12 protein-coding genes are annotated in these 12,889 nt (G+C 41.8%); 1 reads left to right on the forward strand and 11 read right to left on the reverse strand.

Going from position 1 to position 12,889, the window contains the following annotated elements; translation table 11 throughout:
- Positions 1–15: 15 nt before the first annotated feature.
- The 7 genes from SJY28_RS00285 to SJY28_RS00315 all read right to left on the reverse strand — a co-directional run bounded on the left by SJY28_RS00285 (position 16) and on the right by SJY28_RS00315 (position 10,131).
- The gene (locus SJY28_RS00285) at positions 16–2,376 is read right to left on the reverse strand and encodes a heavy metal translocating P-type ATPase (RefSeq protein ID WP_379543022.1); all 2,361 of its coding nucleotides are present in this window, start codon (positions 2,374–2,376) and stop codon (positions 16–18) included.
- Between the two features lie 236 nt (positions 2,377–2,612).
- Positions 2,613–2,837, reverse strand: coding sequence for a heavy-metal-associated domain-containing protein (locus tag SJY28_RS00290; RefSeq protein ID WP_057761178.1), 225 nt, complete (start codon positions 2,835–2,837; stop codon positions 2,613–2,615).
- Positions 2,838–3,091: 254 nt separating this feature from the next.
- Positions 3,092–3,349, reverse strand: coding sequence for a heavy-metal-associated domain-containing protein (locus SJY28_RS00295; protein WP_341610138.1), 258 nt, complete (start codon positions 3,347–3,349; stop codon positions 3,092–3,094).
- Positions 3,350–3,376: 27 nt separating this feature from the next.
- The gene (gene kdsA, locus SJY28_RS00300) at positions 3,377–4,252 is read right to left on the reverse strand and encodes a 3-deoxy-8-phosphooctulonate synthase (RefSeq protein WP_379543023.1); all 876 of its coding nucleotides are present in this window, start codon (positions 4,250–4,252) and stop codon (positions 3,377–3,379) included.
- Between the two features lie 215 nt (positions 4,253–4,467).
- Positions 4,468–6,102 (reverse strand): CTP synthase, encoded by a 1,635-nt coding sequence (locus tag SJY28_RS00305; protein WP_379543024.1) that lies wholly within the window; start codon positions 6,100–6,102, stop codon positions 4,468–4,470.
- A gap of 192 nt (positions 6,103–6,294) precedes the next feature.
- Positions 6,295–7,323: a porin gene (locus tag SJY28_RS00310; protein WP_379543025.1), complete on the reverse strand. Its 1,029-nt coding sequence runs from the start codon at positions 7,321–7,323 to the stop codon at positions 6,295–6,297.
- A gap of 609 nt (positions 7,324–7,932) precedes the next feature.
- Positions 7,933–10,131, reverse strand: a complete 2,199-nt coding sequence (locus tag SJY28_RS00315) for a malate synthase G (protein ID WP_379543026.1) — start codon at positions 10,129–10,131, stop codon at positions 7,933–7,935.
- Positions 10,132–10,853: 722 nt separating this feature from the next.
- On the opposite strand from SJY28_RS00315, the gene SJY28_RS00320 reads away from it, so the two are divergent.
- Positions 10,854–11,480: a tRNA-(ms[2]io[6]A)-hydroxylase gene (locus SJY28_RS00320; RefSeq protein ID WP_379544875.1), complete on the forward strand. Its 627-nt coding sequence runs from the start codon at positions 10,854–10,856 to the stop codon at positions 11,478–11,480.
- Positions 11,481–11,659: 179 nt separating this feature from the next.
- On the opposite strand, the gene SJY28_RS00325 is transcribed toward SJY28_RS00320, so the two are convergent.
- From SJY28_RS00325 to SJY28_RS00340, 4 genes are all read right to left on the reverse strand, one after another.
- The gene (locus tag SJY28_RS00325; protein ID WP_290190142.1) at positions 11,660–11,860 is read right to left on the reverse strand and encodes a hypothetical protein; all 201 of its coding nucleotides are present in this window, start codon (positions 11,858–11,860) and stop codon (positions 11,660–11,662) included.
- 72 nt (positions 11,861–11,932) lie between these two features.
- A complete protein-coding gene (locus tag SJY28_RS00330; RefSeq protein WP_101205163.1) occupies positions 11,933–12,259 on the reverse strand; it encodes a hypothetical protein in 327 nt (108 codons plus the stop codon).
- Positions 12,260–12,325: 66 nt separating this feature from the next.
- Positions 12,326–12,583 carry a hypothetical protein gene (locus tag SJY28_RS00335; RefSeq protein ID WP_379543027.1) on the reverse strand — a complete coding sequence of 86 codons (258 nt, stop codon included), beginning with the start codon at positions 12,581–12,583 and terminating at the stop codon, positions 12,326–12,328.
- 63 nt (positions 12,584–12,646) lie between these two features.
- Positions 12,647–12,817 (reverse strand): hypothetical protein, encoded by a 171-nt coding sequence (locus tag SJY28_RS00340; RefSeq protein WP_185156594.1) that lies wholly within the window; start codon positions 12,815–12,817, stop codon positions 12,647–12,649.
- Positions 12,818–12,889: the final 72 nt, after the last annotated feature.

Genomic DNA, 12,889 nt, shown 5'->3' on the forward strand with positions numbered 1-12,889 from the left:
TAGCAAATATGATAGCTATCCTTTTGCTAAATGCTTTTTATCCGTATGAGAGGTAGATATCGTATTATCTAGCTCAACCTCTGTCTTAAACCGTGTCAATCGTAGTGCATTCATAAGTACTGAGATGGAGCTAAGTGCCATAGCAGCGGCGGCAATCATCGGATTCAAAAACCCAAATGCAGCAAGTGGAATACCGAGACAGTTATAAATGAAGGCGAAAAATAGATTTTGTTTAATATTGCGTAGCGTTGCTTGAGCAATTTTTTGTGCCGCATCGATATGCATGAGCGACTCACCCATTAAACGTGCAGAGGCACTATGCTGCGCGACATCAGTCCCCTCAAACATCGCAAAGCTGGCATCAGCAGTAGCCATCGCTGGCGCATCATTGACGCCGTCTCCTGCCATCGCTACCTTATGACCAGCAGTTTGCAATAGTGCAATTTGACTGGCCTTGTCACGCGGGCTCATTTTGCCATAAGCCTTATCAATACCCAACTGCCCTGCTACATGATCGACAACGGACTGCTTATCACCACTCATCAAAATGACATTGATACCCGCATCTTGTAGTGCAGCGATTGCTTGCGGCGTATCTGCCTTTAAGTCATCAGCTAAGGCAAACGCGCCTAATGGCTCATCATTGATACTAATCGCAACAGTACTAGCAATTTGCCATACTTTTGGCATGAATCTTGGCAACGTCAAGTTCGCAAACTCTGCCGTACCCACTTTTATTAATCCAAGCCCTTCGATATTTGCTTGTATACCAGCGCCTTTTATCACACTGATATCAGTCACATCAAATAGAGACAGTTGTCGTTCTTTAGCCGTATTGACGAGGGCAGTTGCTAGTGGATGACTGGCATGCGCCTCGACACTGGCGGCAATCTGCAATACATCGTCCACAGCAAGCGACTTATCCACCATGACATGATCGACGATAGTAGGTTTACCAATAGTCAATGTGCCCGTTTTATCGAGCACTACCGTATCTATATTACCTGCTGCCTCAAGACTTTGCGCATCCTTGAACCACACACCATGACGCGCAGCAACGCCCATACCCGCCATAATTGCCGCTGGCGTGGCCAAACCAAGTGCACAAGGACAAGCAATGACCAATACCGATACTGCGTGCATTAAAGCAGTATCAACCATACCTGTTAGCCACCATGTGACCCCAAAAGTAACCAACGCAATCGTTACCACTACAGGTACAAAAATAGCCGTTACTCGATCCGCGAGACGCGCTAGATTGGCTTTTGAGCCTTGTGCATCACTCAACGCTTGTACCATATCGCCGAGTTTCGTGTCGCTGCCCTTCGCACTGACACGGTATAGCAGACTGCCATTCTCTACCAAAGCGCCTGCCAGCAATCCATCACCTTGTTCTTTTTTGAGAGCTACCGACTCGCCAGTTAAATGACTCTCCACGCACCAGCCGCTGCCTTCTATGACGGTACCATCTGTAGCGACGCGGCTGCCTTGCTTTGCACGTAAGACGTCACCTACTTGTACATCAGACAACGCAATCCTATGAAATTCACCATTTGGCTGTCGCTGCTCTACTTCATCAGGTGTCAATGACAATAATAAATCAATACTGTTTAGGCTGTGCTTCTTGGTACGTTCCTCAAGATATTTACCTGTACGCACAAAGGCAATGACCATCACCCCTGCTTCAAAATATACGGCTGGGCTGTTACTAATGCCATGTCCACCCAAATGTCCATTTTGCAATAGACTGTTTAAAGTACCATCGCCGTGCGTGAGCCAAAGGTAAGTCGAATATGCCCATATCGTCACTGTACCGATGACCACCAGTACATCCATATTGGCAAGGCCACCTTTTATAGATGCCCATGCGCTCTTATAAAACGGTAGCGCCAAACCAAACTGTACTACAGTCGCTAAAATAAATTGCACCCAGACTGGCGGCATCCACGCCATACCAAAACCCGCCAACATACCTGCCATACCCACCAAAAATGGCACCAAACAAACCCATAATCCAATCAAACGCCATGGGTATTGAGTGGCGGTATCTTCGTCAGTCTGAGCAAATAAGCTATCGGCTGCCTGTACATTAGCCACAAAGCCTGTTTTACTCACCCACTCTGTCACCTGTTCGGGCGTCGTCTGGGTCGGATCATAATCAACATTGGCAGTCTCGCCAGCAAAACTCACACTTACCTCGTACACTGAAGGCTTCTTGTTAAGCACCTTCTCAATTCTTGAGGCGCAGGCCTGACAAGTCATGCCGTCAATCGCCAATTGCAAATGCGCGCGTTGCGGTGTCAGTGGCGTGTCGGACTCAACATCAGTTTCGACATCATAAGACTCATCTTTGGTAGTACGGGTGGTATCGTTCATAAATAAAACTCGTCATGGTGCCTATAAATTCGTAGGAACCACGATAAAATATCAGTGGGTAGGCAAAAAATTCAAATAAAGCAATTAGGTTATATCGTATTCAGTATGAGCATTTTAGACAAAGTAGCCATGTATCAAAGTATCAATGCTAAATACTCATAATCGTTAATCATTAAAAAACCAGCTATCATGCTTGTAATAACATGTTAGCTGGTTCTGTAAATAAGTGATGGAATTTATGAGTTAGCAACTGTCGCCTCAAATCCCGCATCGTCAATAGCTGAAGCAATAGCCTCTGCACTGGTTTTGCTATCATCAAAGGTTATCGTCGCTAGGTTATCAGCGAGGTCAACGGTAATAGTTTCTAATCCATCAATATCAGCTGTTGCCGTATGTACGCTTGCTACGCATCCGCCACAAGTCATACCGTCAATTTTAATAATACGTGTTTGATCTGCCATATTGGGCTCCTTATTTTTATTAGTAATGAGCAACTCTAATAGTGATTCTGTTAATGCTTACTTTGATGTTTTTTAAGTTATCAAAGGAAGAGCAACTATCAAAGCTACATTAAATAAGCATAAGCCCTATTATCCTCGACAACAAGACCGTTTGGTTGTTGCTTTATTAACGAGATGCTATTAACGAAACAGTAACTTATCAATAAAAACATAAAAGAGCGCGTCGACAAATTTATAGCAATAGCTATTTGTAATTATAAATCGTTATGGTGCGGGTTCTGCGGTGAATCAATCGGAAATGGCTGAGTCACATAGTCCACCATACTAATCGCTGCTGTTAAGGCATGGATACTAGTATCTGTATCATCATAGCTTACCGTTGCGACATTATGCTTAGGATCCAAATTAATAGCCGTCACGCCTGAGATATTCTTAAGCACAGTCATTACGCTATCTAAGCCCTCTGCATCATCGATATTTTCGATGCTTACTTGCGCCATTTGAATTGCCATTGTATAGCCCTCTTATAACGTACCGTATCAATGAGTATCCAATACTTCAAAACCTTTGACCAAATCATCAATTTGCTTAAGCTGACGTAAGAAAGGCTCTAGTTGATTCATACGCAGCGCACATGGACCATCACATTTTGCAGTTTCTGGGTTTGGATGCGCTTCTAAAAATAACCCTGCCAACCCTGTAGCCATACCTGCACGGGCAAGTGTTGTAATCTGCTCACGACGTCCACCAGCACTATCACTACGTGCACCTGGCTGTTGTAAGCTATGCGTCACGTCAAAGAATACCGGTATATCCATCTGCTTCATGGTATCAAAACCAAGCATATCCACGACTAAATTATTATAGCCAAAGGCACTACCACGCTCACAAAGTATCAATTTATCATTACCACCTTCTAGGCACTTATTAACGATATGACGCATCTCGTGAGGGGCCAAAAACTGCGCCTTTTTGATATTAATAATGGCATCTGTTTTTGCCATCGCATGCACTAGATCTGTCTGACGTGACAAAAATGCAGGTAGCTGAATAATATCAGCCACTTCAGCGACTGATGCTGCTTGATGTGGCTCATGCACATCAGTGATAATCGGTACTTGGAATTTTTCTTTGATCTGACCTAGCCAATCGATACCTTGCTCTAAACCAGGCCCACGATACGAATGCAGACTTGAGCGGTTGGCTTTATCAAAGCTCGCTTTAAAAACATAGCCGATACCCAAGCGCTGGCAAATATCAACATACTGCTCAGCAATCTCAAATGCCAATTCTTTAGACTCTAAAACATTCATACCACCGAACAATACAAAAGGCTGGTCGTTACCAATTTTAATCGTATCGTTATTAGGAGTGTTGAGCGTGATATGTGATTGTGCGGTCAATAAGTTTTCCATGAAGCCACTACCTCTTATTTTGTTATTAATATCTCTATCCCATATTGTAACCGATAGGCTGATTAAAAAAAGTATGCAAGCGTAATTAGACTCTATTAATGAAGATGTTGACTCTTTAATAATGTCTAGCAGTTTGAATTAAGCAAAAAAAAGACCAATCCGAAGATCAGTCTTTTTTATAATAAACGCTTTCAATATACATTACATTTTGAGAGCTATTTTGCTTCGTTGTGGTTCTTAGCCGCTTTTACAAAGCTGTTAAACAGTGGATGACCACCGCGCGGTGAGCTAGTGAACTCAGGATGGAACTGTACAGCAACAAACCATGGATGCTCAGAGATCTCTACCGACTCTACCAAATGCTGCTTGGCAGAATAACCAGAGATGGTCATACCTGCTTGCTCTAGCGGCTCAATATAACGGTTGTTCATCTCATAGCGATGGCGATGACGCTCAGTGATATTGCTTGCACCATAAATTTGGCTTAGCTTACTACCAGAAACTAGCTCTGCTTGCTGTGCGCCTAGACGCATCGTGCCACCAAGGTCTGAATCATCACTACGAATCTGTAACTCGCCGCGCTCATCTAACCACTCAGTGATCAGACCAATAATAGGCTCAGCGGTCTTACGATCAAACTCAGAAGAGTTGGCGTTAATATTAAGTACATTACGTGCATACTCAATCACAGCCAACTGCATACCAAGGCAAATACCTAAATATGGGACGCTGTTTTCACGAGCATAAGTGATGGCTTTTATTTTACCCATCGTACCGCGCTCACCGAAACCGCCTGGTACTAAGATAGCATCAGCATCGTTTAGCTGCGCAAGCAAAGTATCATCATCTTCTAGACGTTCAGCATCGATGTAGTCAATTTTCACATCTACTTTATGCGTGATACCTGCATGTAGCAATGCTTCGTTGATAGACTTATAAGCATCTGGAAGCTCGACATATTTGCCGACCATCGCAACAGTCACTGTTCCTTCTGGATTCAACTGTGCTTCAACCACTTTGTCCCAATCGCTCAAATCAGCTTCAGGCACATCAAGACCGAAACGCTCACAAATTAGATCATCAAGATCCTGCTCGTGCAATGTACGCGGTATCTGATAGATACTCTGTGCATCTTCACACATAATGACTGCACGCTCTTCAACGTTGGTAAATAGCGCAATCTTACGACGGTTGTCTTGTGAAATATGATGATCAGAGCGGCAAATTAGGATATCAGGCTGTAGACCAATAGAGCGCAGCTCTTTTACGGAATGCTGCGTTGGCTTAGTTTTGGTCTCACCAGCACTAGCAATATACGGTACTAAAGTAAGATGCATTAGCATGGCTCTATTACGGCCAAGCTCTACCTGCATCTGACGTACGGCTTCCATAAAAGGAAGTGATTCGATATCACCAACCGTACCGCCAATTTCGATAATAGCGATATCATACCCTTCGCCACTGGCAAGGATTTTGTTTTTGATTTCATCAGTAATATGCGGAATAACCTGTACAGTACCGCCTAGATACTCACCACGGCGTTCTTTATTCAATACATTCTGATAAATACGGCCACTGGTAAAATTATTACTCTTACTCATTTTTGAGTGACGCAAGAAGCGCTCGTAATAACCCAAATCTAAATCGGTCTCTGCGCCATCTTCAGTGACGAATACTTCACCATGCTGAAACGGGCTCATTGTACCTGGATCGACGTTAATATACGGATCCATTTTGGTCATCGTGACAGTCACGCCACGTGCTTCTAAGACCGCTGCAAGAGAAGCTGCGGTGATACCTTTTCCTAGTGAGGACACTACCCCACCGGTCACGAATATAAACTTGGTCATAGTACTCTGTCGGTAATTGGTAAAGAAGGATTTTACTAAAAATACGCCATAAAATATAGGGCAAAAATGCAAACTGTCTGAAACTCTTATATTTTCGTGTTGGTAGCAAACATTTTTCTATTATTAAAACGCTGCACAACAAAAAACTCACCCCGAAGGATGAGTTTTTTTAAAAACAAATTCTAGTTGTTACTAGAATAAGTATTCTAGACCAGTACCAACTACGACTACGTCTGCATCACCTCTAGTACTCATGTATGGAACGTTATCAGCATTGTTTACGCCAGCATAGGCATGAGCAATGATGTTATCCTTATACATGTATTTACCACCAACAACGATTTGGTCTGAATCAGCATTATCAAGACCATCTAAGTTGTCAGTTTTGTTGTACTGTGCATATACAGCTGCTGGATAAGCAAAGTTATTTAGACCCATCTGAGCGCTAACAACTAGACCTTTTTCATCTTTAGTACCGTAATCATAATCACCTACTTGGTATAGCGCACCTAGAGTGACAGGAGCGGCCATGTATTTACCTAGATCAACAGTTGCTGTACCACGGATGATATCACCATCGATGTTTTGGTCTTTATCGTAAGCAATACCAGCAGTAAAACCAGTACCTTGGTCAAACAACATTGCTACACCGAAGCCTGCATTGTCATTACCGTTTGCATCATCAGAGCTATACATTGCAGACAGTTGTAATGGTAGGCCATTGTATTTTGGTGCAGTCCAAATAACTGAACTGTTGATACGGTTACTATCCGCCATGTTCAAAGCACTAACAACTTCACTTTCATTTTGAGTTTGGCCTAGGTTATCCCAGTAACCTTGGTTAACAACAACGTTGTCAATACGAGCTAGGCTTGATTGGTTTTTACCAACACGGAACTCACCGAACTGCTTGTTTACAACACCAAGATACGTATCACGGTTACTGAAAGTAGCGTTATCACCATCGATGCTTGTACCGTACTCTAAACGATAGATAACATCAGTATTAGCAGTCATGGCTTCAGAACCTTTAAGGCCGATACGTGAAGCATGAGAGTTAATCTGTACTGTATCTTCGTCATACATGTTGCCAGCAGGGCCATCAAATTCAGCATTTTCATAGTCAGCCGCTAAGAAAGCTTTCCCGTATAGAGTTGGTGCTGCATTGGCTGCAGATACAGATAGGGCTGCGATTGCTGTAGCTAAAAGTAGTTTTTTCATGGGGTATCTCCACTTTACAATTGTAGTAATGAGCAAGCTATTATTAGCTGGCGCCCATAATGGTATCGTCACAAATCCTCAAAGATATAATGTGTAACTGGCTACCGAGATTAGTCAGAAACAAGTGTGGCGAAGTTCTATTACAGTAAGATGAAAAAAACCATGATTTACATAACTGGGATTAAAAAAGTAACTGCCATGTAATCTTTAGTTTTTATCCTTCCATTGCGTAACATCCGTTACCAAACTCATACTTCGAGTACAAGCATAACAACTTTGACATAATTTGCAACATATTTTTTTGCCTTTTCGATACATCTATTATCAAATAACAGACCCTTCATTTTATTTGAACGATTGTTAAAAAACTTCCGCTTACTCAATTAGATACGAATAATATTGGTTAATATGATTACTAATATTCTTAAATTTTTATAATAAACATCGAAAAATAGTCCAAAATAAAGCGCTATTTACTAAAAATAAATAGCGCTAATTAAGAAGTTAATAATCTATTTGAGCAAATTTATCAGTTACAAATGAGCAAGACTGACTGGCATACTTGCTCATCAAGTATGCTCAAATACCTGTCATATTTAGTCTATTGTTCTAAGCGTTTGCTTTAAGATCCAAACGTGCTTGATGCAACAATGGTTCAGTATAACCACTAGGCTGTGCGCGTCCTTTGAAGACTAAATCGCAAGCCGCTTTAAATGCATAAGAGCTATCCAAGTTATCTGCCATTGATTGATAGTCATCATCGCCTGCATTCTGCTCATCGACGACCTTGGCCATGCGTTTCATCGTATCCATCACTTGCTGCTCACTCACCACGCCATGATGCAACCAGTTAGCAATATGTTGGCTTGAGATACGCAAAGTAGCACGATCTTCCATGAGACCGACATCATTGATATCAGGTACCTTGGAGCAACCCACGCCTTGATTTACCCAGCGTACGACATAACCCAAGATACCTTGAGCATTGTTTTCAAGCTCTTGCTGCTTCTCTTCATCAGTCCAGTCGGTATTTTTTGCTAATGGAATGGTCAAGATGTCATCCAAGCTAGCACGCTCGCGTGATTTTAGCGTGTCTTGTACATCAGCTACGCTTACTTGATGATAGTGTATGCTATGCAAGGTAGCGCCCGTTGGTGATGGTACCCACGCAGTGCTAGCACCAGACTTAGGATGAGCGGCTTTAGTATCCATCATCTCTTTCATTTCATCAGGCTTGGCCCACATACCCTTACCGATTTGCGCACGACCTTGTAGGCCTGTCTCTAGACCGATATCAACGTTCCACTGCTCGTAAGCAGGCTGCCATGCTTGCGACTTCATCTCGCCTTTTGGTACAAATGGACCTGCATTCATGCTGGTATGCATCTCATCACCAGTACGGTCTAAGAAACCCGTATTAATGAATATAACGCGCTCTTTGGCTTGGCGGATTGCTTCTTTTAAGTTGACCGTCATACGGCGCTCTTCATCCATGATGCCGATTTTGAGCGTATTGCGCTCTAGACCTAACAGGTCTTCTGACGCATTAAATAAGTCATTGGCCATTTTAACTTCTTCAGGGCCATGCATTTTTGGTTTCACGATATACATTGAACCTTGACGTGAGTTTGATAGCTCGTTTTTGCCTTTAATATCATTAAGTGATAATAGTGGCGTGATTAAGCCATCCATTAAGCCTTCAAATATCTGCTCTTGGCCCTCGCCCAAATCGACTAAGATGGCAGGGTTCTGCATCAAGTGACCGACGTTACGAATCAATAATAGCGAACGACCTGGTAAGATCAGCTTGCCACCATCTGGCGTGTTATATTCACGATCTGGGTTTTGCTTACGTGTACGCGTTTTGCCGCCTTTTTCAAAGGTTTCTTGTAGGTCGCTGTTCATTAAGCCAAGCCAATTACGATAGACTTCGACTTTTTCTTCTGCATCTACCGCAGCGACTGAGTCTTCACAATCCTGAATAGCTGTCATGGCCGACTCAAGCAGTACATCCTTGATATTTGCTGGATCGTCTTTACCAACTGGATGACTACTATCGATTTGAATCTCAGCATGCAAGCCGTTGTTCTTCAACAGTACACCTGTAGGAGCTTCAGCGTCACCGACAAAGCCGACAAACTTAGCCGTATCTTTTAGCTCGGTACTGCTATCACCTTGTACGACTTCAAGCTTGCCATCGACTACTTTAAAGCCAGTCACATCATTGTAAGAACCTGATGCTAGTGTGAAGTGCTCATCTAAAAACGCTTTAGCGTAAGCGACAACAGCGGCGCCGCGAGTAGGATTATAGCTACCACCCGCTTCTTGGCCATTGTCACTACTGATAACATCGGTGCCATACAACGCATCGTATAAACTACCCCATCGTGCGTTGGTCGCATTAAGCGCATAACGAGCGTTACGAACTGGTACGACTAGCTGCGGCCCTGCGATGTGTGCGATTTCGTCATCGACGTTTTTGGTATCAACCGTAAACGCTTCGCCTTCAGGTAGCAAATAACCAATCTCTTGTAGGAATGTCTTATAAGCTGGATAGTCAATTTCACCATCTTTCGCAGGATTATCTAAGTGCCACTGGTCAATCTGCGCTTGAATCTTGTCACGAGTCGCAAGCAACGCTTTATTGCGCGGGGTAAATTCTTTAATAACCTTTTCGAAACCTGACCAATAATCGTCTGAATCCACACCGACTTTTGGTAGTACTTCGTTTTCAATAAAGTCATATAACTGCTGATCGATGGCAAGACTGCCTTCTTGAATACGATTGGTGTTAGAAGACTGGCTCATATTGTTATCCTTATCTGTTCGTGAGGGGTACTAATACTGAGTTGTGACAGTAACTGTTTAAGATTTTTTAAACTTGTGAGGTTTTAAACGTTCATATCTCATTCGTTGTGGAATCTTTGATTCTCTAATTGTTCTACGAGGATATATCTACAAATTTGATGTTCTAGTAAAACGCAATCTATTGATATAAGGTTTACTCTTTACTAAGAGTGAATCATAAAAGTAAGACGAGATGCTTAAATAGCAAAATCTCATCCTACTATCAAATAATAAAATTAACAAGGAAACACCATTCACTAAGTAAATACTTAGGCTGTTTAATAATGATAATGTATAAGTGGCCTACTCTAGGAGCTATAATCATCATCTAGGAACGATATGCAGCAAAATTAATATAAACAGTAAGTAATCATTAATACCTTTAATTGTGCTTAACCGTTATCTATTAATAAACACCTATTGATGACTGTCAGTTATTTAGCATCGTATCTAGGTCAGACTAACGATATAATTACTCATATCACCATTCACAAATAAAGCTTCCTTAGACTATGACTATCAATCAACAAGACCTCACGACATTACAATCAACAGCAAATACTATAGATGACAAGGGCATTGAGAAAAATTCTGTCGAAGAAAATATCTCTCAAACTGTAAATAATAGTGCCGAAACAGATCTAATCGAAGAAAAGCTGCCTGAAGAAGATAGCGTCGATATTATGCATTTGCGTACTCCTATAAAGGTAGACTTATCTCCTGTTTATAACTTTTTAGGTGCTCGAACCACGCAAGCTTGGGTAAATGCTGCGATTGAAAACCTACCTATGATCATTCAAGATCATGCTAACTGCGAAAAAAAGGCCGCTGGTACTGCGATGAATTTGATATTTCGTTATGAGTTCTCGTATGACTTGCAACGTAAACTCGCACAGCTGATACGAGAAGAGATGCTGCACTACGAGCAAGTACTGGGTATCATGAATGAGCGCGGTCAAGAGTGGAAATATCTAGGTGCTGGACGCTACGCCAAAGGTATGTTGAAGCACAAACGCACTTACGAGCCAGCAGCGATGGTTGATGTATTAATAATTGGGGCATTTATTGAGGCGCGCTCTTGTGAGCGTTTTGCAGCGTTGGCCGAAGTCATTGATGATGAACGCTTAGCGAAGTATTATCGTTATCTGCTCAAGTCAGAGAGCCGTCATTTCGAAGATTATCTTGCACTCGCTCAATCATTATCAGATGAGAATATAGACGAGCGAGTCGCGTTCTTTAAAGAAGTAGAAGCTGAATTAATCAGTAGCCCAGATGCTGAGCTACGTTTTCACAGTGGTACACCTGCTTAAAGCCCATGCCTTACCTAAACATGTCTACCTATATAATGTAGAAAGTAAAAATGTAGGAAACAAAAAAAGGCACTGTGTTTGGTAAGAGTATATAACTCGTATCAAACACAGTGCCTTTTTATCTATGTACAAATGCATATTTATGTACGAATACTAATAGCTATTGATGTACTAAAATCTTACTTATCATCTTCCATCAATGGACTGTCATACTGTTTGTTACTCTTAGCGACATTATGCGGATCATGATCTTCCGTAGCCTTTTCTGCTGCAGCTGGATTTGCCTTTTGTAATGCATCATCAGGAACAATACCATTATTATCATCTGCATCTTTTAAGCTATGATCGTTATTGACGCTTTCGTTATGTGAGTTATTCATTAATACTCCCTACTATGATAATTACTCGTCTAACCCAAGAAACGCTATAGATCTGTCGAAATTTAAACCTATCTAATCTTTTTCATCAGGATTTAAGATACGGGTTTGTGCGTTATCAATGTTGGCATAACGATTTAAATCATTAATACCCTCACTCTTGGGTGCTGCACTACCGACAGTATCTTCATTGATATTGTCATCGAATGCGGTACTACCTTCTTGATCACGACGATCTGGTTGGCGCGCTGGATTGTCATTATCATTTACGTGTTCTGAGTCGACAACAGACTCATCAAAAGTATCAGTTCCTTTGTTCTCGGTAGTATTTTTTTCAATTGCACTATGATCATCAGATCCTAGTACCTTTGTCTTGTCTATTGCTGAGTCTTTGGCTTGCATTATCATATCCTCTTTTTATATTTATAATTTTGTCGATTTGGTTAGCCCACTGTTACCTATATTCCTTTACTCATTACCTTTTTGGCTCAAGTCGTAGGCACTTAGTTCTGCTGCGTTCTTTCCACCAGCTGGAAGGTCTTCTTCTTTACGTGGATCAGCATAAACTTCGTCAGTCTCTTGTGAGTCTTGCTCAGGGCCATCAATTTCAGGCTTGTGCTTGCGCCCTGCGTAGCTATCTTTAAGGTTTTCTAGTTCATTAGCAGCAGGGTCATCCACGTTTACTTTTTCTTCTATGTCTGTTGCTACTGGTTCTTGCATAGTCATGGCGTATCCCTCGCTTTATTATTGGTTATTATTAATCACTAGGTCGATGTTCGATGTTATAGATTACTTATCAGTACGTAAATCATCGTCGATAAAAGGCGTTTGCTCTTCTTCACTTAACGACTCAGGGGCGTCGACTTTTTTGTTCTCTGCTAAGTTCTTCTCAACTTCCTGACCATTTACCTGTTCTGCAGCTTGTTTTATATCTGAATTGTCATCGTTAGTAGTACTCATGGTTTATTTCCTATTCTTATGATTTTATTAAATTGTTTTGAACTTGTACCAACGCTCAAATGAGTAACCAAT

The sequence above is a fragment of the Psychrobacter sp. R86515 genome (genome assembly GCF_042466315.1).
Taxonomy (GTDB): domain Bacteria; phylum Pseudomonadota; class Gammaproteobacteria; order Pseudomonadales; family Moraxellaceae; genus Psychrobacter.